Origin of the sequence: Sphingobacterium sp. DR205 (assembly GCF_011064245.1) — a bacterium.
Lineage (GTDB): Bacteria > Bacteroidota > Bacteroidia > Sphingobacteriales > Sphingobacteriaceae > Sphingobacterium > Sphingobacterium athyrii.
In genome coordinates this window covers 3,240,661-3,261,698 of record NZ_CP049333.1, presented here as the reverse complement: position 1 = coordinate 3,261,698, position 21,038 = coordinate 3,240,661, and the positions used below count along the sequence as shown (strand labels likewise).

General features: G+C 40.7%; 20 protein-coding genes. 8 read left to right on the top strand and 12 right to left on the bottom strand.

Going from position 1 to position 21,038, the window contains the following annotated elements; all coding sequences use genetic code 11:
• The first annotated feature begins 16 nt into the window (after nt 1-16).
• The 3 genes from G6053_RS13900 (at nt 17) to G6053_RS13890 (ending at nt 3,889) form a co-directional block, all read left to right on the top strand.
• Nucleotides 17-775, top strand: a complete 759-nt coding sequence (locus G6053_RS13900) for a DUF4296 domain-containing protein (protein WP_165306811.1) — start codon at nt 17-19, stop codon at nt 773-775.
• Between the two features lie 20 nt (nt 776-795).
• Nucleotides 796-3,168, top strand: coding sequence for an endonuclease MutS2 (locus tag G6053_RS13895; protein WP_165306810.1), 2,373 nt, complete (start codon nt 796-798; stop codon nt 3,166-3,168).
• A gap of 64 nt (nt 3,169-3,232) precedes the next feature.
• The gene (locus G6053_RS13890) at nt 3,233-3,889 is read left to right on the top strand and encodes an MgtC/SapB family protein (RefSeq protein WP_165306809.1); all 657 of its coding nucleotides are present in this window, start codon (nt 3,233-3,235) and stop codon (nt 3,887-3,889) included.
• Between the two features lie 30 nt (nt 3,890-3,919).
• On the opposite strand, the gene G6053_RS13885 is transcribed toward G6053_RS13890, so the two are convergent.
• The 9 genes from G6053_RS13885 to G6053_RS13845 all read right to left on the bottom strand — a co-directional run bounded on the left by G6053_RS13885 (nt 3,920) and on the right by G6053_RS13845 (nt 12,850).
• The gene (locus G6053_RS13885; RefSeq protein ID WP_108634280.1) at nt 3,920-4,258 is read right to left on the bottom strand and encodes a hypothetical protein; all 339 of its coding nucleotides are present in this window, start codon (nt 4,256-4,258) and stop codon (nt 3,920-3,922) included.
• 7 nt (nt 4,259-4,265) lie between these two features.
• Complete coding sequence (locus G6053_RS13880) at nt 4,266-4,511, bottom strand: hypothetical protein (RefSeq protein ID WP_108634281.1); 246 nt, start codon at nt 4,509-4,511, stop codon at nt 4,266-4,268.
• A 102-nt stretch (nt 4,512-4,613) separates the two neighbouring features.
• On the bottom strand, nt 4,614-5,945 hold the full coding sequence (gene gdhA / locus G6053_RS13875) for an NADP-specific glutamate dehydrogenase (protein WP_165306808.1): 1,332 nt from the start codon (nt 5,943-5,945) through the stop codon (nt 4,614-4,616).
• A 536-nt stretch (nt 5,946-6,481) separates the two neighbouring features.
• Nucleotides 6,482-7,726 (bottom strand): GTP-binding protein, encoded by a 1,245-nt coding sequence (locus G6053_RS13870; protein WP_108634283.1) that lies wholly within the window; start codon nt 7,724-7,726, stop codon nt 6,482-6,484.
• A 32-nt stretch (nt 7,727-7,758) separates the two neighbouring features.
• Nucleotides 7,759-8,649 (bottom strand): sulfate adenylyltransferase subunit CysD, encoded by an 891-nt coding sequence (cysD, locus tag G6053_RS13865; protein ID WP_108634284.1) that lies wholly within the window; start codon nt 8,647-8,649, stop codon nt 7,759-7,761.
• 53 nt (nt 8,650-8,702) lie between these two features.
• Entirely contained in the window at nt 8,703-9,404 is a 702-nt protein-coding gene (locus tag G6053_RS13860) for a phosphoadenylyl-sulfate reductase (protein WP_108634285.1), read from the bottom strand.
• Entirely contained in the window at nt 9,394-9,972 is a 579-nt protein-coding gene (locus G6053_RS13855) for a bifunctional precorrin-2 dehydrogenase/sirohydrochlorin ferrochelatase (RefSeq protein WP_165306807.1), read from the bottom strand. Before G6053_RS13855 ends, G6053_RS13860 begins: the two co-directional genes overlap by 11 nt.
• 2 nt (nt 9,973-9,974) lie before the next feature.
• Nucleotides 9,975-10,733 (bottom strand): uroporphyrinogen-III C-methyltransferase, encoded by a 759-nt coding sequence (gene cobA, locus G6053_RS13850; RefSeq protein WP_165306806.1) that lies wholly within the window; start codon nt 10,731-10,733, stop codon nt 9,975-9,977.
• An 11-nt stretch (nt 10,734-10,744) separates the two neighbouring features.
• Nucleotides 10,745-12,850: a HEPN domain-containing protein gene (locus tag G6053_RS13845; protein ID WP_165306805.1), complete on the bottom strand. Its 2,106-nt coding sequence runs from the start codon at nt 12,848-12,850 to the stop codon at nt 10,745-10,747.
• Nucleotides 12,851-12,985: 135 nt separating this feature from the next.
• Between G6053_RS13845 and G6053_RS13840 the strand changes: the two genes are divergently transcribed.
• Genes G6053_RS13840 through G6053_RS13825 form a run of 4 tightly spaced genes read left to right on the top strand, consistent with a single transcriptional unit; the run spans nt 12,986 to nt 16,475 of the window.
• A complete protein-coding gene (locus tag G6053_RS13840) occupies nt 12,986-13,966 on the top strand; it encodes a PstS family phosphate ABC transporter substrate-binding protein (protein ID WP_108634289.1) in 981 nt (326 codons plus the stop codon).
• 1 nt (nt 13,967) lies between these two features.
• Complete coding sequence (pstC, locus tag G6053_RS13835; protein WP_108634290.1) at nt 13,968-14,864, top strand: phosphate ABC transporter permease subunit PstC; 897 nt, start codon at nt 13,968-13,970, stop codon at nt 14,862-14,864.
• Entirely contained in the window at nt 14,857-15,708 is an 852-nt protein-coding gene (locus G6053_RS13830) for an ABC transporter permease subunit (protein ID WP_108634291.1), read from the top strand. Before pstC ends, G6053_RS13830 begins: the two co-directional genes overlap by 8 nt.
• Entirely contained in the window at nt 15,666-16,475 is an 810-nt protein-coding gene (locus G6053_RS13825) for a phosphate ABC transporter ATP-binding protein (protein ID WP_108634292.1), read from the top strand. The genes G6053_RS13830 and G6053_RS13825 overlap by 43 nt, the downstream gene beginning before the upstream one ends.
• Before the next feature lie 81 nt (nt 16,476-16,556).
• Here G6053_RS13825 and bshB1 read toward each other — a convergent pair whose 3' ends face one another.
• From bshB1 to G6053_RS13810, 3 genes are all read right to left on the bottom strand, one after another.
• Entirely contained in the window at nt 16,557-17,288 is a 732-nt protein-coding gene (bshB1, locus tag G6053_RS13820) for a bacillithiol biosynthesis deacetylase BshB1 (protein ID WP_108634552.1), read from the bottom strand.
• 162 nt (nt 17,289-17,450) lie between these two features.
• Nucleotides 17,451-17,942, bottom strand: a complete 492-nt coding sequence (locus tag G6053_RS13815) for a redoxin domain-containing protein (RefSeq protein ID WP_108634293.1) — start codon at nt 17,940-17,942, stop codon at nt 17,451-17,453.
• Nucleotides 17,943-18,027: 85 nt separating this feature from the next.
• The gene (locus G6053_RS13810) at nt 18,028-18,660 is read right to left on the bottom strand and encodes a DUF4294 domain-containing protein (RefSeq protein WP_108634294.1); all 633 of its coding nucleotides are present in this window, start codon (nt 18,658-18,660) and stop codon (nt 18,028-18,030) included.
• Between the two features lie 150 nt (nt 18,661-18,810).
• Between G6053_RS13810 and G6053_RS13805 the strand changes: the two genes are divergently transcribed.
• Complete coding sequence (locus G6053_RS13805; protein ID WP_165306804.1) at nt 18,811-21,030, top strand: bifunctional (p)ppGpp synthetase/guanosine-3',5'-bis(diphosphate) 3'-pyrophosphohydrolase; 2,220 nt, start codon at nt 18,811-18,813, stop codon at nt 21,028-21,030.
• Nucleotides 21,031-21,038 lie beyond the last annotated feature (8 nt).

Here is a 21,038-nt window from a genome sequence, read left to right as displayed (position 1 = left end):
TGTACAAAACTACGAAATGCTACGATTAATACTGAATCTACTTGCGGTGATTTTTTTATTTGGTTCCTGTGTCAGACCAGAAGAGAAGGATATTATCTCACAAAGCAAATTTGTAAATGCTTTGACAGAAATCCAATTGACAGATTCGTATCTCAATATTTTGCCCATTGATAGTGCACGCAAAGTGATGGTGCCTTTGTATCAGGTAACTTTTGACAAATACGGACTGGACTCCGTATCTTTAAAAAAAAACCTGAACTATTATGGTAAAGATGCTGAGATCATGTCGGCCATTTACAAGAAAGTGGAAGAAAATTTGACTAAGCAGAATAAGTTTTATACGGATATCGAACGTAAAAAGCAAGACTCTATCCGCACGCGGGATTCGATTATCAATGCGCGGATTCAGGATAGCACGAGCCGTATCATGCGACAACAGCAACAGTATCAGGAAAATATCGATGCGCTTATCCACTACAAACCAAGTAAGGAAAAATTCAGCTTTAAAGAGGCATCTTCACTGTTTAACAAAAATTTCCAGCAGAAAACAGGCATTAGTTTGGACAGCTATTTGATGAACCAACTTTCTACAGTCAGTTCAAATATTCCAGCCGGTTCAACAACACCTGCATCCTCAGGAAATCCTGCGTCCCCAGCGACAACACCTGGCATTTCAGCTAAGGACACAGCAACGTTACCAAAAAAAATGGAGCAAAGGCTTGAGAAACCTATCCTTACTCCACCACAGGTGTTAAAACCTGTGTCAAAACTTTAACCATCAAAGAATATAATTTTATGGTATATCCATTAAATGCGATAGATAAACTCGGTTTTTACGAGATAAAAGATAAAATAAAACAAAAGTGCCTGAGCGAGTCAGGACGCGAACTGGTTGAGAAAATTCAGCCACAAACTCGCTTTGATCAGATAGATCGTTTTTTGAGGCAGACGAGCGAATTTAAAGATCTCCTTGTCAACGATGGGGCATTTCCCGTCGAGAATTTTTTTCCTTTAAAATCCATTGTTGAAAAGGCTAGGGTCGAAGGTGCTTTTCTACTTGAAGAAGAGTTTTTTCGTGTCTTGTTGTCGTTGAAAACTGTTTACGCCATCATTCGATATTTTAACGAAAGAGAGGGGCTATATCCAAATTTGGAAGTGCTATTTGAGCATTTACCGATAGAGAAGGGAATCATCCGTGATATTGAAACAGTCATCGACGAGCGTGGAAAACTCAAAAATAATGCTTCCCGCCTGCTACTAGAGATCACCCAGCAAATACAACGTGCGGAACAAGATGCGCTCAAACGCATAAATAGTATTTTCAAAAATGCCCAGGACAGCGGTTGGACTGCGGATGGCAATTTGACCGTACGCGATGGGCGTCTATGTATCCCCATCTTGGCGGAGAACAAAAGAAAGCTCAAAGGATTGATCCACGACGAATCAGCAACAGGACAAACAGCTTATATTGAACCAGAAGAGGTATTCCAGCTTAACAATAAGATTAGAGATCTTGAATTTGAGCGCAGGCGGGAGGTTATCCGAATTCTTGTGGAACTCAAAGATAAAGTACGTCCACATCTCCCATTATTGCTGTCTTATCATGGTTTATTGACCAAGGTAGATTTTGTTAGAGCCAAAGCATTGTTTGCCCTGGATATTGAGGCCGAGATGCCGGAACTATCCAAAGAAGCGGAGATCAATCTCATCAATGCGCGCCACCCTTTACTCATACTTAACGAACACCACAAAGGCACCGTCGTTCCATTGAATATACAGATCGACCAGTTGCAACGTGTAATTGTTGTCTCCGGACCAAATGCCGGTGGTAAGTCAGTCTGTATGAAGACGGTAGGTTTGCTACAGATCATGGTACAATCGGGTTTATTGATCCCAGCTGAGCCAACGACGAAAGTAGGCGTATTTAAGCAGATATTTGCTGATATCGGTGACGATCAATCTATTGAAAGTGATCTCAGTACATATAGTGCGCACTTGTCGAAAATGAAATATTTTACGGAATTTGCCAATGGACGCACCTTGGTACTCATTGATGAATTCGGTACCGGAACAGATCCTTTATTTGGTGGACCTATTGCCGAAGCCGTGTTGGAATCGTTGAATAAAAAGCAGATTAGAGGTGTGGTGACCACCCACTACTCAAACTTAAAGGTGTTTGCGAGCAATACGACGGGTCTGGAGAACGCCTCCATGTTGTTCGATAACCGCGAGATGCGCCCCATGTATATTCTCCAGATCGGTAAGCCCGGTAGTTCTTATGCCTTCGAAATAGCACAGAAAATAGGATTGGGAAAAGATATTCTGGAGGCTGCCAAAGGGAAAATTGGTGTACAACAGAAAAAAGTAGATACCTTATTGATCGACCTCGAACGGGAAAAGAAAGAGGTGTTTGATACGAAAGTTGCCATCAATAAAAGGGAAAAAGAACTTGAATCTCTTAAATCGGAGTACCTGGAATTACAAAGTTATCTCGAGGAAAATAAAAGGGTAATACTGAAAAAGGCCAAAGAAGAGGCTCAGGAAATCATCAAGAACTCCAATAAATTAATCGAAAATACGGTTGCACAGATCAAGTCGGCGAAAGCTGATAAGGAGAAAACCCGTGAACTGCGCAGCAATCTGGATCAGGCTTTGAAAGCCGTTTTGCCAAAAGAACAGGCGGCGAAGCAAGTCATCAAAGAGAAAATAACGGAATCTTCCGAACTGACCGTAGGTGACTGGGTACAGATTATTGACAATGGAGCTGAAGCACAGGTTGTTGAAATAGCTAAAAACAACTTGATCCTTGCCATGGGAGAATTGCGCACAGTACAAAAGCGGAAGAATGTCCTTAAGCTCGAAGGACGGGAAAATAAGAAATCCGCTAAAAGTTTATCTAAATCATTGTCAGCTGGAACTGTTGCGGATTTTAATCCGGAAATAGACCTGAGAGGAATGCGTACCGAAGATGCATTGAATGAATTGGAGAAGGTACTGGATAGGGCTGTTATGGTAGGCTATCCTTCACTAAAAATTATCCACGGTAAAGGAGACGGTATTCTGCGAAAATTCATTCGGGATTACTTACGTAAATATAGTCATGTCAGCCGATTTGAAGACGAGCATCAAGATCGTGGTGGAGACGGAATAACTTACGCTTATTTATAACAAGAATATGGAACTCCATTTTTTCCAATTGGAGTTCCTCCGATATCGTTAAACAGAATTTAAGATGGAAAGCATTATTGATTTTTTGAGTAGTGAGCCTTTGCTAAATGCCATAACTTCAATTTTTTGCGGCAGTTTAATCGGTTTTGAACGTGAATACAGAAATAAATCAGCTGGATTCCGTACGGTGGTGCTGATCTGCTTTGGCTCTGCCATGTTTACGATTGTATCCTGTCTATTTATTGGCGATAGTACAGATCGTGTAGCAGCCAATATCGTTACCGGTATTGGCTTTATTGGAGCAGGAGTAATATTTAAGGGTAAATTGTCTGTAAGTGGTCTGACTACCGCTGCCGTTATATGGGCAACAGCTGGTATAGGTATGTTTGCTGGGTTAGGGAAATTAGTTTATGCTATTTCTTTTGCGATTTTTATGGTTATGATCCTTGCGCTTTTCCAACGCATTGAAATTTTCTTGGCACGTTATTATCTTATCCGTTCGCTACATATCAAATTTAGCTCAAATGAATTTTACCATTTGCATGAGTTTGAGCAATTAGCATTAGATTACAAAATTAAAACCACGCGTCGTGTAATTGAGAAAATCAATGGAAAATTGGAAGTAATGTACGATATATCTGGAAAAATAGCTGATTTAGACCGTTTTAATCAACAACTTGCTAGCACGCTTGTAATTGATGAGTTTTATTATAACAAATAAAACCCATCAATTTTACTGCATAAATAGCTTTTAGATTGCTTGATCTTTGCCACCAAAGGTGATCATCACCATACCTACAATGATAACAAACATACCGACAACTTGCAGCCAGCTCAGTGGACTTTTAAAGTAAAATGCCATTGCCAACTGAACCGTCAGAAAAGTCCCTCCTGAACATAATGCTATAACTATAGGTTGAGAGACATTCTTAAATAATTGAATGAGAAACCAACTTGCTGAAAGCAAAATAATATTCCCAACAATCAACGCAGCCCATTTATACTTGGGGTGAATACCACCCAGTTTAAATAGGATAGAGGAGACAATTTGGCAAGCCCAAAATGCCGCAAAATAAAGGTAGTTTAACATATTGTCGCTATTCGTATCTACTGTAAGCACCGTTAAAAGATTGACGCATTAAAGAGAACTGATCTATTACACTTTTAAGAAATTCCTCATCAAGCAATTCAAAAACACCATTTACGCCGCCTATGATGTCAACCTCTGCAATTTTATAGGATTGCTCCAGATTTCCTTGTTCAAATTTGATGATGAATTTTTGATTCATTCCAAAGATGGAAATCTTGCAATCAGGATGGGGGAGTTCCGCTATTAATCTCATGTAAATCTCTTTGTTTTAAAAATTACCATAAAAGTATAAAAAAACGCCCAAATGAAATACATTTGAGCGTTCAGGATTATGATATGATTAGAAAAAGGCTGATTATACAACTCCCTGGGCTTTCATAGCATTGGCTACTTTAATAAAGCCGCCAATATTGGCACCTTTTAAGTAGTTAACAAAATCACTTTCTTTGCCGTATTTAAGACAAGTCTCGTGAATGCTTTCCATAATTGTTTTCAGACGGCTATCAACTTCCTCGGTACCCCATTGTGTACGGATCGAGTTTTGGGACATTTCCAAACCACTGACAGCAACTCCACCTGCATTTGCTGCTTTTCCCGGAGCAAAACTAATTTTGGCATCTAAGAAAACCTTAATTGCTTCGGCCGTGGAAGGCATATTAGCACCTTCAGCGACACAAATGCAGCCATTCGCCACAAGTGTTTTCGCGTCAGACTCATCCAGTTCATTTTGTGTTGCACAGGGTAATGCGATATCACATTTAAACTGCCAAGGTTTTTGTCCCGGCAAAAACTGTGCATTTGGATAACGGGTAGGGTATTGATCTAAATTTCGTCCCAAAGTTGCTCCAAAAGCCATCTTCTCAGTATCAAAGCCATCTGGATCATGCAATGTGCCGAGGCTATTAGAGACAGTAATTACTTTTGCACCTAATTGCATTGCTTTTTCAACTGCATAAAATGCAACGTTACCAGCACCTGAAACTGTTGCTACTTTACCTTTTAAGGATTGTCCTTTATGTTTAAATATGCAGTCAACAAAGTATAACAGTCCATATCCGGTAGCTTCCGGACGAATATAGGAACCACCCCATAATTCACCTTTACCCGTTAAAACACCTGTAAAGTTATTCTGAAGACGCTTAAATTGTCCGAATAAAAAGCCAATTTCGCGTCCACCAACACCGATATCCCCAGCAGGAACATCTGTATCCGCACCTATATGACGATATAATTCCGTCATAAAGCTCTGGCAAAAACGCATGATTTCATTATCTGATTTACCTTTAGGATCAAAATCAGAACCGCCTTTACCACCACCGATCGGTAGGCCCGTTAAACTGTTTTTGAAAACTTGTTCAAAAGCAAGGAATTTCAAGATGCTCTGATTCACAGAAGGAGCGAAGCGGAGACCTCCTTTATATGGACCTATAGAACTATTCATTTGTACACGGTATCCACGGTTTACCTGCACCTGATGATTGTCATCTAACCAAGTTACACGAAAAGAAATAATACGTTCAGGTTCGGTAAGACGTTCAAGAATTTTTTGGTCGAAAAACTCAGGATGATTGTTGGTGATATAAGGAAATAAATCCTCTGTAACTTCTTTTACTGCTTGTAAGAATTCTGGTTCATTTGGATTGCGTTTCTCAACGCTCGCAATGAACTCGTTAAAATTTTTTGACATGTTTTAATTAGTAAAATTTCCCTTTGGCTGGCACTAATTTATGTATTTTTTAACAGAAAACCAATTTTTGTTAATTTTTTACAAATTTTGAGCAATTATAATGAAATTTCGAATTCTACAATATATAGGCTTATTTAGGTTGATTATAGCGAATTGTAGCCAAAATCAAATCATCCCTGTATTTTATTCGACATTTTGAATAAAAAGAAGAATCATTTTCGTTTTTATAATAGAACGGGCTAAACGTAATGATTTACGTAATTCTAGTCTTTATAAATTTTGATATTTATAAGGCTGTCGTGGATTAAGATTGCGATAGCCTAATGAGAATAGCACTAAGCTATTATATCATACATATTGTTGTGCAGAGGGGTGGATTTATAAATTGTTATTTAACATAATATAAATTATAACAATTATATGAATGGATGAAAACAGCGGCTTTTAAAACAATTATTGTAAATAAAAAAGGAATCCGGGCGTAATGCCCGGATTCCTCAATAAATATTTAGGTTGAATATTTACAGATAAAATTATTAATCAACAGCTTGAATCATCAGCGCGCCAACTGTTAGATTAGTCCGTGGATCAATCACGATCGCTTGCGAATTCGCGGCATTTTCTGCCTGCAAATCGAATACAAGATTTTCAGCAGATTTGATCGCGATCCGGCCAATATCATTGAGCTTGATCGTTTCGTCAAAGACTTTTTCCTGTGTATTGATGTCAAATTTATAAAGCACATCAACAATTTTTATTTTTGTCAATTTACTATGGCTCTGTAGCAAATAGATCTGTTCGGTATCCAGAGGTTTATTGTCAAACCAACATACATTTGCCTGTATATTGCGCTCAAATTTTGGTTGTTTTTCAACATTAGCAATCGTGTCGCCGCGACTAATGTCCACATCGTCTGTTAAATGAAGAATAACTGACTGTCCATTTTCTGCCCGATCAAGCTGCAGACCATTAAATTCTATGGCCTTGACAGTGCTGTATGTTTCTGAGGGATAAATAATTACCTGATCACCTACCGTAAGCCCCTCTCCTAACACTCTGCCTGCATATCCCCTATAATCATGGAGATCATCCGTTTGTGGCCTGACAACCCATTGTACCGGGAACCTCCAGTTCGCTGCCTGATTTTCGTGAATTTCAACATTTTCCAGGTAGTCCAACAATGATTCTCCTGAATACCAGAGCATACGCTCAGATTTATGAACAATATTGTCACCTTTTAATGCGGATACAGGGATAAAATCAACGTCCTGAAGCCCTAGATTGGCAGCCAATTGCTGATAGTCATTTTTGATTTGTTCAAAAACAGCAGCGCTATAATCCACCATATCCATTTTATTGACACACACCAATACCTGCTTCATTGCCAGTAATTTAGCAATAAATGAATGCCTTTTCGTTTGTTCAATCACGCCCTTCCTTGCATCTACCAAGATAATAATCAGCTCAGAATTAGACGCGCCTGTAACCATGTTTCGCGTGTATTGGATATGGCCCGGAGCATCTGCGATAATATATTTTCGCCGATCGGTCTGAAAATATTTGTAAGCAACATCGATGGTTATTCCTTGTTCGCGTTCTGCTTTTAATCCATCCGTTAATATCGCTAAATCTACTGTTCCATCATCATTTTTTCGATTGGCACGTTGTATCGCTTCCAATTGATCGTCCAAAATAGAATTGGTATCGTATAGCAATCGACCTATTAACGTACTCTTACCATCATCTACCGAACCAGCTGTTATAAATTTCAATATATTCATTGTTGTCAATATCAAGTATTAGATTTGAGGAATTAAAAATACCCCTGTTTTTTGCGTTCTTCCATTGCTGCCTCGGATACTTTGTCATCCATCCGGGCCCCACGTTCACTGACTGTTGATGCTTTGATTTCCGCAATGATATCATCCAAAGCAATTGCTGTGGAATCTACTGCTGCCGTACAGGTCATGTCACCCACGGTTCTGAAACGAACGGATTTAGTTTCGATAACATCATCCGCATCCATATTTAAAAATGGTGCGGCTGCCATTAATTGTCCGTTACGCGTAATTACCTCCCGTTCATGGCTAAAATAAATGGATGGCAATGCAATTTGTTCGCGTTTGATATAATTCCAGACATCGAGCTCAGTCCAATTTGAAATCGGAAATACCCGTACGTTCTCGCCTTTGTTTATCTTACCGTTGAAAATACTCCACAGCTCAGGTCTTTGCCTTTTTGGGTCCCATTGTCCAAACTCATCCCGCACGGAGAAAATACGTTCTTTTGCCCGTGCCTTCTCCTCATCTCGGCGTGCCCCTCCGATACATGCATCGAAACCGTGTTTCGAGATTGTCTCGAGTAAGGTGACAGTCTGAAGTGCATTACGACTTGCATTCTTTCCTTTTTGCTCAACGACTTTGCCCTGATCTATACTATCTTGCACATAGCCTACAATCAGCTTTTCTCCGATCTCTTCAATAAGGCTGTCACGGAAAGCAATAGTTTCCGGGAAATTGTGTCCGGTATCAATATGAACCAGAGGAAAGGGAAATTTACCCGGCCTAAAAGCTTTTTTTGCCAGATGAACCAATGTGATGGAATCTTTTCCGCCCGAGAATAATAATGCCGGTTTTTCAAACTGTCCGGCGACTTCTCTTAATATATATATTGCTTCCGCTTCTAAATGATCTAAATAGTCCATTCTTTGAAATAATAAATTTGATTTAATGAATTCGGGTTTACACTTTTTTAGGATTAAGATTTAACAGCATGTAAACCACATTCTTTTTTACTCTGATCTTCCCACCACCATCTTCCGGCCCGAAAATCTTCTCCTTCCTGAATAGCCCTTGTACAAGGTTGGCAACCAATGCTCGGAAATCCTTTATCATGTAAGACATTATAAGGAATATACTGTTCCTTGCAATACACTTTTACCTGTTCAAAGGTCCAGTCAAACAGCGGATGGATTTTTATGATATCATTTACTTCGTCATACTCCACAAAATCCATATCATGTCTATTGACCGATTGTTCAGACCGGATGCCGGTAATCCAAATTTTTTTTCCTTTGATAGCGCGCTGCAATGGTTCAATCTTCCTGATCCGACAACATTCTTTACGATTTTCAACAGATTCATAGAAAGAATTAGGTCCCTTTTTGCTGATAAAATCTTCCAGCAATGCTGTATCCGGTGTATATGTCTTGATATTCAGCTGATAACGTTCCAATGTACGACTCCACAAAGAGTACGTCTCTTTAAACAATCGGCCGGTATCTAAAGTGAAAATCTCGATGCCGATATTATTTTTGCCGATCCATTCGGTGATAATCTGATCTTCTATCCCAAAAGAAGTCGAAAAAACAACTTCTGAAGGATATAGTGACGCAATTGTCTGCAGCATCTCCGCCCCCTTTTTATCGCCGATAATTTCTTTAATTTCCTTAACGCTCATGACGTAATATATTTTTGGTATGTTCGTTCAGCTTCTTTACTTTAAATTCAAAGTCCCCTTTCAACTGTTCACGATATTCGCTCATCAGCGAAAGCGTTTCGTCAATTTCGTCCGGTAAAAGATCGTTGAGCAATTCCTTCACTCTTTTTGCAATCGTTGGTGATTTGCCGTTTGTGGAAATCGCAACTTTTAGATCGCCCTTAGTAACAATAGATCCCAAATAAAAGTCGCATAGATCTGGCTTATCCGCTGCATTGAAAAGTATATTGTGAAGTGAAGTTAGCTCACGAAGTTCATCATTCAGTTCCACATTATTCGTTGCCGCAATTACGAGTTGCTTGTTTTCGATATCTTGTGTTTCAAAAGGACGTATATGAAGTCGAATATGAGGATAATTGACGAGCAATTGTTCGAATTCAGGAACAATTTCCCTTGCGACGACAGTTAGGTTCAATCTCTCATCATTTGTTATCAATGCCTGGAATTTTTCCAACGCAACTTTTCCACCGCCGACCAATAAGGTCTCGATCTGATCCAGTTTAACGAATATGGGAAATAACTTATTCATCCTTATAATGCAAGTGCTTTTTCTTTAATCTGTTGAAATGACCTGTGTTTCGCTACCACTTCACCTATGATGATAATAGCAGGTACCCCGACTCTCTTTTCAGTAGATTCATCCAGGATATTGTCTATTGTGCCCAACACAACCTTTTCATTAGGCAATGAACCATTTTGAATCAAAGCGATAGGTAAATGATGAAGGTTTTTCTGTTGATAGATGGACACGATCTCCGCTAATTTTCCATATCCCATCAGGACGACCACAGTCGCATTGGATTCCGCAGCTAAGTATAGATCACTAGATAAACTGCCGTCAGATTTTGATCCGGTTATCACCCAAAAACTCTCGCTGATCCCCCTATAAGTCAGAGGAATCTGCTGTAACCCTGTTAGGCCAATTGCGGAGGAAATACCCGGTATGACCGCTGTTTCAATACCATACTGTGCCACATGATCGATCTCCTCACCACCGCGTCCGAAGACAAATGGGTCCCCTCCTTTCAAGCGCACCACATGCCCATAATTCAAGGCATAGTCAACCAATAGGCGATTAATTTCATCTTGAGAGGTTGAAAGCTGTTCGGCACGTTTTCCGACGTAAATTTTTATACAATCTGCTTTCGCATAGTCCAACAATTCATCATTGACAAGCGCGTCATACAAAATAACATCCGCTTTCTGGATTGCTTTGATCCCTTTGAGGCTAATCAAGTCTGGGTCTCCCGGCCCAGCGCCTACTAAAGTTACTTTTGCTTCTATCGACATTCCGTTCCCTCCTAAGCCAATACAGGCGTTAAATTTTTACGTTGATAAACCTCATTGATAAATTTTGTGGCCTCTTGCAGATAGCCGGTTGCAAAGCCCTCAGTAGGTTCATTTTTACTGATTTGTAAGACAAGCTCCGGAAATGACTGATCAAAGTTATATTCCCCGGACTCCACAAAATGTGTCTGGAATTCGTTGATCACTGTATTTTGCGTGCTTGCACTGATACCTTTATCTAATAGCAAGGCTTTCGCCGCCTGAACAAAGGCATTGTATGCATGATAGATAGCGTCTGCGAATTTTGCTTCCCCGAATGTCTCATTTGCCCATTGTAGTTTTTCCTCCGCCTCATAAATCAATGTTGCCACTAAATCAATCACCACCCCGGCACACTCACCCACACCTATCGCTGTTTGGAAAGTCCCCTCATGTCCCCAATCCACAAACTCATCTTCCGCAAGCGTCGTCAGATCCGATAGTGGTTTTAATAGATTGTAAAAATAATTTTTACCCTGTCTGTCGTAATACGCATGGAAATTCTCGGTCTCTTCAGCATTCTTTTTATAATCGTTCAATACGAATTCAACCACATGCAATACCCTTTTGGTCGGTACTTTGATAATTCGCTCGGCTACACGGCCTTCACCGTCGCCGATGGTACCGCCACCAAGCATAACCTGAGCAGCGGGAACTACCTTGCCCTCTGCTTTAACCGAGCTGCCATGGAAGCCAATATGCGCCAGCCCATGTTGACCGCAGGAATTCATACAACCGGATATCTTGATTTTCAAGTCTCTGTTGAAAACAAAATCCTGGTGAAATTCGGCTATATACGATTCGATGACCCGCGCCATTTCGGTACTGTTTGAAATACCAAGATTACAGGTGTCCGTTCCGGGACATGTGGTCACATCTGCAGTACTGTCAAAACCTACCTGTGCAAGATCCAATGATTTGAGCAATTGATAAATATGAGCTAGCGTCTTTTCGGTTGCATACTTCAGCAACAAACTTTGGTTTTGCGTTATCCGGATATCATCCGCAACAAGATCTTTTAAGCCAGCGACCAAGGACCGCGCTTTATCGGTACCGATATCCCCTGTAGAAACACGTACATAGACACCGTAATAACCTGCCTGCTTTTGTTCAAATGTATTCGTATTCTTCCATACCTGATAGTTTAAGTCTGTATCCAGATCAAGTACGGTAATTTGGCTGTCGTCCGGTGGCAGCGGTTGCTCAATTTTGGTTCGATCAATAGCGAAAGTTTTTACTTTTGTAGCAATCTTTTCCGCTTCGATCAGATTTAACACCTCTTCCAGGCCAAGTTTTTGAATAAGATATTTAAAACGGGCTTTATTTCGGTTGTTACGCTCGCCATATCGGTCGAACACTCTTAAGGTAGCCTCTATGTAAGGAATAAGCTCATCTTCCGGAAGAAATTCATTTGTTAACGATGCTAAAAATGGTTGCGACCCCAGTCCGCCGCCTAGCAGCACTTTGAAACCACGTACTTCCACACCATCCACATACTTCAATTTTGGAATAAAACCCAAGTCATGAATATACGAAAAAGCGGTATCCTCTTCACTTGCAGAAAAAGACATCTTGAATTTTCTGCCCATCTCCGCACAGACCGGATTACGTAGAAAATATTCAAACGTTGCCTGTGCATACGGTGAGACATCGAAAGGTTCTTTCGGATCAATACCCGAAGTTGGTGAAGCCGTTACATTACGAACAGTATTACCACAGGCCTCCCTTAAGGTAATATCATCCTCTGCCAATTTTGACCAAAGTTCTGGCGTACGATCCAGACTAACGTAATGGACCTGAATGTCCTGACGCGTGGTCAGGTGCAGGTTACGACTTGCATATTCATCAGATATTGCCGCTATTTTGATTAACTGTTTAAAAGTAACTTTTCCAAATGGAAGTTTGATACGAACCATTTGAACCCCTGGTTGTCTCTGTCCATATACTCCCCTGGCTAGACGCAATGACCTAAATTTTTCATCAGCGATCTTACCTTCGTGAAATAATCGAATCTTTTTTTCAAGTTCAATAATCTCCTTTTCCACGACTGGATTTTCTAATTCTGTACGGAAGCTTTGCATAAAACAAATAAAATCTATTGATTTAGTATTCTTTTCTCGAGTCAAATGTAAAAATATTTTTTTAATATTCTATAATATCTACCAAATTAATATATATTTGCCGTATAAAATTTAATATACTAAACCTGTAGACTAATGGGTGTAACGATAAAAAGATATTTTATAATTCTGTTTTTTAGCTTTATAACCGTATTTAAGATCACGTCCTGCGCACCAAAAGTAAAGAATGGATATAGTAAAGAGCGTGGATTTGAAGGCAATATTTCACTTTCAGGGGCCTTTGCACTCTACCCTTTGGCCGTAATCTGGAGTGAAGACTTCAAAAAAATTCATCCACATGTCCGTTTTAATATCTCTGCAGGCGGTGCAGGCAAAGGGATTGCCGACGTGTTAACAGGTATGGTAGACATTGGGCTGGTATCGCGGGATCTGCATCCACAAGAAGTCAAAAAAGGCGCAGTCCCTATTATTGTGGCCAAAGATGCTGTGATATGCACATTGAATCCTGCTAACCCGAATTATAAAGCATTACTGAAACGCGGCTTAACCCGGGAGGAACTTGCGGAGATTTTTGCCAGTCGAAAATTTAAGACATGGAATCAAATTGATCCACAATTTACTGCAGATCCGATTAATGTTTATGTACGTTCGGATGCCGCCGGAGCAGCAGAAACCTGGGCCAAATTTTTTGGACGTAAACAGGAAGACCTGCAAGGTGTTGGAATCTTTGGTGATCCCGGTATTGCCCAAGCTATTAAAGATGATAAGTTTGGCATTGGCTTCAACAATATCAACTACGTATATAATTTAAAGACAAACAAAGTGTTTGACCATATCGATGTACTGCCATTGGATTTAAATAAAAATGGACAGATTGAAGCCGACGAGCAATTCTATGGATCGCTGTCAGACCTGACCGGAGCTGTTGCAGCAGGCAAATATCCCGCGCCTCCCTCCCGCGATCTGACATTTGTCACACGCAATAAGACAGAGTCCCTGCTCCTGAAGGAATTCATCTCTTTTGTGCTGCAGAAACAGGCGCAGTCACAGTTGCTTGAAAATGGTTATGTACCATTGAGTGAAACACTGATCAATGACGAACTAAATAAGTTATAGCATGCTAAATACACGTCTAGTTAAAGATACCTTAGTAAAACGGTCCACATTTTTGTTACTGCTGATTTCGCTATCAGTTGTCGTTATTATTGCGGTCGGTTTAACTGTAAAATCCATTCCGCTATTTGAATACAGCAACATATTTCAGCTATTGACAGATAAAGTATGGGCACCTATGAAGGGCTCGTTCGGATTTCTGCCTTTTATTGCCGGTACACTCGCTGTTACATTGATATCGCTTGCCATCGCAATACCCCTGTGTATATTGACGGCAGTTTATCTGACTGAATACGCTTCCGATGCGCTAAAAAACATGATGCTTCCTCTTGTCAATATCTTGGCGGCCATACCACCGGTGTTATACGGTGTTTGGGGTGTATTATTTATCGTCCCGCTGATCCAGCTTTATATTGCTCCGATTTTTGGTGTGGTGACATCCGGTTATTCAGTATTAGCCGGTGGAATTGTATTGGCGGTCATGATTTTTCCGATCATGATTTCCATTATGGTGGAAGTGCTTCAAACGATTCCGTATGAATTAAAAGCCGCTTCTTTGTCTTTGGGAGCAACAAAATGGGACACCATAAAACATGTTATTCTCAAAAAGGCAAAACCCGGCATTATCGCCGCCATTGTCTTATCGACCTCACGGGCATTTGGAGAAACGATTGCAGTACTAATGGTTTGCGGGAATGTACCGAAGGTGCCTACATCCATATTTGATGCCGGTTACCCCATCCCCGCTTTAATCGCCAACAATTTTGGTGAGATGATGTCCATCCCTCTTTATGAGTCTGCTTTGATGTTTTCAGCGCTATTGCTATTTGTCATCATATTTATTTTCAATTTAATATCACGTCTGATATTGAGACGACTTGAAGGAGGTTTAGATGGATAACACCAAAAGAAGATTAATAAGTGAAAAGATCGCGAAGGGTTTCATGCATCTATCCGGAATCACGGTAACCGCTTCCCTGTTTTTTATTGTAGGTACGATTCTCTATAAGGGACTTCCCTATCTCAATTGGGAAATGGTCAGTCAGTTGCCCAAAGGCGGATTTTACATCGGCAAAGAAGGTGGAATCTTAAACGCCATATTAGGTTCACTCTATCTAGCAGGGGTAGCGACTGCGCTATCTGCTTTTATTGGTATTCCGATATCACTTTACCTGAATATTTATTTGGGTACAAAATCCAAAGTAACACAGTTTTCGAAGTTGTTGTTTGATGTGCTTTACGGGGTACCATCGATTGTGTATGGTGCTGTCGGCTTTGGTATTATGGTCTATTTTGGCATTAGAGCATCACTACTGGGCGGCATACTAACAGTCACGTTATTGACAATCCCTATTGTGGTACGTACAGTAGACGAGCTGATCAAAACGATTCCTGAAGATCTGAAAAATGTCACCCTTTCCTTGGGTACCACACGCTGGGAGCTTGCGAAAGTCATGTTGCGGAGTATTCGTGCCGGGTTATTGACTGCCATTCTATTAGCATTCGGAAGAGCAATAGGTGATGTCGCCGGCGTATTGTTAACAACGGGGTTCAGTGACAATTTGCCTAAATATATTGACGAACCAGCAGCAACACTTCCCTTGGCTATATTTTTTCAGTTAAGCAGTCCAATTCCTGAGGTACAGGGACGAGCATATGCTTCGGCCCTGGTTTTAACTATCATCATTTTAATTATCGTAGTATGCACGCATATCCTTCAATCGAAACAAAAGAATCGTCGTTAAACAGTCCTTTGACTGATCCTCACATTCAGATCAAGGATCTCAATGTATATATCGATGGGAGACATATTTTAAAGAATATTAATCTTGCCTTGCCGAACAATAGCGTAACCTCCATTATCGGACCTTCAGGCTGTGGCAAGACCACATTGCTGAAAACCCTGAATCGCCTGGTCGACGACACAAAAGGTGTTGAAATAACGGGATCTGTGCTTGTAAACGGTGAGGACATTTATGGCAAAAATGCCGAAGTAACGCATATCCGTAAAAAAATGGGGCTTTTATCCCAAAAACCTTACCCATTGCCGATGTCCATCTACGACAACGTAGCTTATGGGCCGCGTATACATGGCACGAAAAATAAAAAAGAACTGGACAAGATTGTCGAGACACAATTGCGCAATGTAGCCCTATGGGATGAGGTTAAGGACCGTTTGGGGCATTCCGCCGCCGGCCTTTCGATTGGACAGCAACAACGGCTCTGCTTAGCGCGGGGACTTGCTGTCGAACCCGAAATTATACTTGGTGATGAATCAACTTCCGCATTGGACCCGCTATCCACAGCAAAAATTGAAGAATTACTCATCGAACTAAAGCAGGATTACACCATTGTTCTGGTGACACACATTCTACGACAAGCCCGAAGAGTGTCTGATTATATCATTTTTGTTTATGGTGGTGAAATCCTTGAATTTGGTCCCACTGAACAAGTGCTGTTAAATCCACAGCATGAAATCACAAAACAATATGTAAAAGGTTTTATCTCCTGATAGATTACCTGCCGTTTATAAAAAAGCCGAAGATTCTATGTCTCATAAAATCCTCGGCTTTTATCTTTTATTGCAACTTCGCTATCTTAGATCAAATAAATCATCAACGCCCAATATTTTTTTAGATGTAAATCCTTCAGCATACTTAGCCTGGATGTAACGGCCAAATTCCCTTGCTCTGGCGGCGGTAGATTCCATAAAATCCGGATTGGAAATATACGTTTGTGGCTCGTCAGGATTGATATTTTCGCCTGTATAGAACTGTGTTTTATAGGCCAGGATTGATTTTTCCTTCAAAGCATAGTAGTCCGTAATATCAATGACTACATCGGGTTTGATGTAATAATCCTGCACAAATTGCAGCACTAGACGTGGACGGAAGGCTTCCTGGATATGATTATTTTGGTCTCTGGTTTCCACCTTTCTTAACCCCGAAAGGAAGCAGGCTTCATTCACAAGCTGCCCTGCTCTGCCATGATCCGGATGACGGTCAGTAATCGCGTTGGTAATAACGATTTCAGGCTGGTATTTCCTTACGGCACTTATAATGGCCATTTTTTCCTCGATGGCATTTTCAAAAAAACCGTCTCTCAAACCGAGATTTTCACGCGCTGCCAGTCCGAGAATCGCAGCTGCATCTTTTGCCTCTTGTGCTCTGGTCTCCGCAGTACCTCGTGTACCGAGTTCACCCCGAGTTAAGTCTACAATTCCTACTTTTTTTCCTTCGGCAACATATTTTGCCATTACTCCGCCTGCACCCAATTCTGCGTCATCGGGATGCACGGCAATGACAAGTAAATCTAGTTTTAGCATATTTATATCTTCTTTTTCGTTTATGGCTTCCAATATCAGCAAAATCGGTAAAATCAGTATGTTACAATTCACCACTCCATATTGCCGGCTTATGTTGAAGACAGCCGGCACATACAGGTCTTACTGGTATGAAACCGAGGCCAAAGGTAGGAAGTTTGTAGGTTACTCCTCCAAAAGTCGTTCGATATTACGACAAATTTTACCTGACAATGGCGAAGTCGTAGGATAATAGAAATCCACAACTTCCCCCTGCCTGTTGATCAAGTATTTATGAAAATTCCAGGAGGGCTTGCTATTTATATGTCCGTTTTCCGCCTTATTTGACAGGAAACTATACAATGCCGTCGTGTAGGTGCCGATGACATGGCTACGTTTGAAAACCGGAAAACTGACCTGCTGGTTTATTCTACAGAATGTCTCCAATGTACTGCCGGTCAGTGGTTCTTGATTCCGAAAGTTATTGGACGGAAAGGCCAGTACCTCAAATCCCCTTTCTTTATACTTTTGGTAGAGCTTTTCGAGCGATTTAAACTGTCTTGTGAATAGACACTGACTCGCTGTATTGACGACCAACAAAACCTTTCCTTCAAAATCTCCCAGAGATTTCATGGTTCCATTGAATTGCAAAGCATCAAAGTCATATATCGTTTTCATATTGTCTTAATTTAGGTATTACATAACGAACCCGATCCTAGTTAAAGTATCTTCGTGACTTATATATACTAGTATATATGGGGTCCTACATCACCGGTTTGGGCCTCGACCGTTCAAATTCACGGATGATATTTTCGATTTCGAAGTCCTCTTTTGGATCGTATGCTGATTTCAAATTATGCCCAAAAATTTTGGCGACTCCCTGATAAAAAAATGCGGAGATCCCACCTTTCATTTCCTTCACCATTTCATAGCTCGTATGTCCGGTATAGCGATCGATCAGCTTTATTAGGATTTTACCCTGGGAAATGGTCATATTTTTAATTTCCCTATTAAACATTTGCTTCACATCGTTTTCACATCTTTCCACCAGCGCTTCATGTTCTTTTTTATTGGATGTCATAGCCAGATCCCGATCCAGTTGATCGTATCTTTTTTGAGCATATATGGCATAAGGGAGCACTTTCAGTACATTTCTTCTGAAACGTAAATATTCCCTGCGGGCTTCCTCACTTGACCAGACTCTTTTCCTGACAATAACCACTTCAGGAATGGGAAACCAAGGCAAAATCTCACCCGAAGGCAGCGTTGTTGTCATATAATCAGTCACTGTCTCCTGGGCCCCTTCACCGTATAAAGGAAGGACCAGAGACTGAGCCTTTGCCACGCCTGACAAAGTCCCAAGAAGAAAAAACAAAACACATACTGTTGTCTTCATCTGAACGACTATATAACTCTTTTAATTTGTCAATGCTATTATATTTTGGTAAATTTATTACAAAATAAGTTAGCTTGATAATTGTATTCAAAATACATTAACTAAATTAAACAAAAATACTCAAAAAAACATCATTTACCTGCAACGTTTATGAAAGATTATGTGATTGATATTGAAGCAGAAAACAAAGAGATAAGAAAACGTTACCGTGCATTATTGCGTGCCTGTAAGCCTACTTTGCAGCGCGGGGACAAACAAGAGATTCGTAAAGCTTTTGATTTGGCCCTGGATAGCCACAAGGAGATGCGCCGCAAATCAGGAGAACCCTATATTTATCATCCGATTGCGGTAGCGCAGATTGCCGCCGAGGAAATTGGTTTAGGGACGACCTCCATTGTATGCGCTTTGCTCCATGATGTTGTTGAGGACACTAATGTAACCTTGGACGAAATTGAGGAAATGTTTGGAAAAAAAGTTCGTCGTATTATCGACGGATTGACAAAAATTTCCGGAATATTTGACCCCAATAGTTCGATGCAGGCTGAGAACTTTCGTAAAATGTTGCTCACGCTTGCCGATGACGTACGCGTTATCCTTATCAAATTGGCGGATAGGCTGCATAATATGCGGACGATGGAATTCATGGCAAGAGATAAGCAGTTGAAGATCGCCTCAGAGACCAGTTATCTTTATGCCCCCTTGGCGCATCGTTTGGGTTTGTATGCGATCAAATCCGAATTGGAAGACTTGTCCATGAAATTTACTGATCCGGATACCTATAAATTTATTGCGCGAAAACTGAATGAAAAGAAGGCAGAGCGGGAAAAATTCATAGGTGATTTTATCGGTCCTATTAAAGAAATTTTAGAAGAGCAGGGAGTTAAAGCCGCCGTATTTGGAAGACCCAAGTCGATTCATTCGATTTGGAACAAAATGCGCAAAAAGTCAATTCCATTTGAAGAAGTATATGACCTATTTGCTATTCGTATCGTTATTGACGCGGTGGATGAAAAGGAAAAAACCGAATGTTGGAAAGTATATTCCATCGTAACGGATCTATATCGTCCCAACCCGGACCGTTTACGCGATTGGATCTCTTCACCCAAAGGAAATGGCTACGAATCCTTGCATACAACGGTAATGGGCCCCAAGGGGCAATGGGTGGAAGTACAGATTCGGACCAGACGGATGAATGAAATTGCGGAAAAAGGATTTGCGGCACACTGGAAATACAAAGAATCCAATTCCGATTCAGGATTGGATCAATGGATCAAAAAGGTACGTGATGTACTCAGCAGTCCTGATCAGAATGCCATGGATTTTGTGGATGATTTCAAGATGAATCTGTTCTCGGATGAAATTTTTATTTTCACACCCAAAGGCACCTTAATCCAATTACCCAACAATGCAACTGCATTGGATTTTGCTTTTGAGATCCACTCCGATATTGGCGCAAGTTGTATCGGGGCCAAAGTAAACCATAAATTGGTTCCACTTAGCCACGTTCTACAAAATGGTGATCAAGTCGAGATTATCACCTCCAGCAAACAGTCGCCAAAAGAAGACTGGCTCAATTTTGTGGTTACCGCAAAAGCGAAATCAAAAATCAGATCTTCCCTCAAAGAAGAAAAACGACGGGTCGCAGAGGATGGAAAAGAGATTCTCGAGCGTAAATTGAAGTCTTTGAAAGTCACCTATAATACCGATAATATCAACAAAATTGCTAATTATCTGAAGTATCCAAGTTCCCAGGATCTCTTTTATAATGTGGCCAAAGGTATCGTTGATATCAAGCAATTGCGGGAGTACGTGGCCCATGAAAAAGCGGTTGAAATCAATGCAGGATCTTCTTCGGGCAATCAGTTCAACAGTCATATTGGCGGGTTGGTTGAAAAAATCAATAAAAAGGAGTTTGACACCATCCTGATCGGTGATGATATGCAAAAAGTTGACTATACCCTAGCGCCTTGTTGCAATCCAATTCCCGGTGATGACATTTTCGGTTTTCTGACGGTCAATGATGGCATCAAGATTCATCGCACCAGCTGCCCCAATGCCTCCAAATTGATGGCGAATTACGGGTACCGTATTTTGAAGGCACGCTGGGCATCGACGAAAGACTCTGCGTTCCTGACCGGCCTGCATATTGTGGGTATCGATGACGTCGGATTGGTCAATAAGCTTACTACGGTTATTTCCCAAGAGTTTGCGGTCAACATACGCTCCCTATCCATATCGAGTAACGATGGTATTTTTGACGGGAATATTATGGTATATGTCAATGATACACAACAATTGGAGAGCTTGATGAAAAACCTTAAACAAGTCCGGGGAATAACAGGAGTAAATCGGTATGAGTCCGAAAATTAATCAAATGA

Coding starts and splice junctions, on each gene's coding strand:
- G6053_RS13900 (WP_165306811.1), top strand. CDS start 17: ATGCTACGATTAATACTGAATCTACTTGCGGTGATTTTTTTATTTGGT.
- G6053_RS13895 (WP_165306810.1), top strand. CDS start 796: ATGGTATATCCATTAAATGCGATAGATAAACTCGGTTTTTACGAGATA.
- G6053_RS13890 (WP_165306809.1), top strand. CDS start 3,233: ATGGAAAGCATTATTGATTTTTTGAGTAGTGAGCCTTTGCTAAATGCC.
- G6053_RS13885 (WP_108634280.1), bottom strand. CDS start 4,258: ATGTTAAACTACCTTTATTTTGCGGCATTTTGGGCTTGCCAAATTGTC.
- G6053_RS13880 (WP_108634281.1), bottom strand. CDS start 4,511: ATGAGATTAATAGCGGAACTCCCCCATCCTGATTGCAAGATTTCCATC.
- gdhA (WP_165306808.1), bottom strand. CDS start 5,945: ATGTCAAAAAATTTTAACGAGTTCATTGCGAGCGTTGAGAAACGCAAT.
- G6053_RS13870 (WP_108634283.1), bottom strand. CDS start 7,726: ATGAATATATTGAAATTTATAACAGCTGGTTCGGTAGATGATGGTAAG.
- cysD (WP_108634284.1), bottom strand. CDS start 8,649: ATGGACTATTTAGATCATTTAGAAGCGGAAGCAATATATATATTAAGA.
- G6053_RS13860 (WP_108634285.1), bottom strand. CDS start 9,404: ATGAGCGTTAAGGAAATTAAAGAAATTATCGGCGATAAAAAGGGGGCG.
- G6053_RS13855 (WP_165306807.1), bottom strand. CDS start 9,972: ATGAATAAGTTATTTCCCATATTCGTTAAACTGGATCAGATCGAGACC.
- cobA (WP_165306806.1), bottom strand. CDS start 10,733: ATGTCGATAGAAGCAAAAGTAACTTTAGTAGGCGCTGGGCCGGGAGAC.
- G6053_RS13845 (WP_165306805.1), bottom strand. CDS start 12,850: ATGCAAAGCTTCCGTACAGAATTAGAAAATCCAGTCGTGGAAAAGGAG.
- G6053_RS13840 (WP_108634289.1), top strand. CDS start 12,986: ATGGGTGTAACGATAAAAAGATATTTTATAATTCTGTTTTTTAGCTTT.
- pstC (WP_108634290.1), top strand. CDS start 13,968: ATGCTAAATACACGTCTAGTTAAAGATACCTTAGTAAAACGGTCCACA.
- G6053_RS13830 (WP_108634291.1), top strand. CDS start 14,857: ATGGATAACACCAAAAGAAGATTAATAAGTGAAAAGATCGCGAAGGGT.
- G6053_RS13825 (WP_108634292.1), top strand. CDS start 15,666: ATGCACGCATATCCTTCAATCGAAACAAAAGAATCGTCGTTAAACAGT.
- bshB1 (WP_108634552.1), bottom strand. CDS start 17,288: ATGCTAAAACTAGATTTACTTGTCATTGCCGTGCATCCCGATGACGCA.
- G6053_RS13815 (WP_108634293.1), bottom strand. CDS start 17,942: ATGAAAACGATATATGACTTTGATGCTTTGCAATTCAATGGAACCATG.
- G6053_RS13810 (WP_108634294.1), bottom strand. CDS start 18,660: ATGAAGACAACAGTATGTGTTTTGTTTTTTCTTCTTGGGACTTTGTCA.
- G6053_RS13805 (WP_165306804.1), top strand. CDS start 18,811: ATGAAAGATTATGTGATTGATATTGAAGCAGAAAACAAAGAGATAAGA.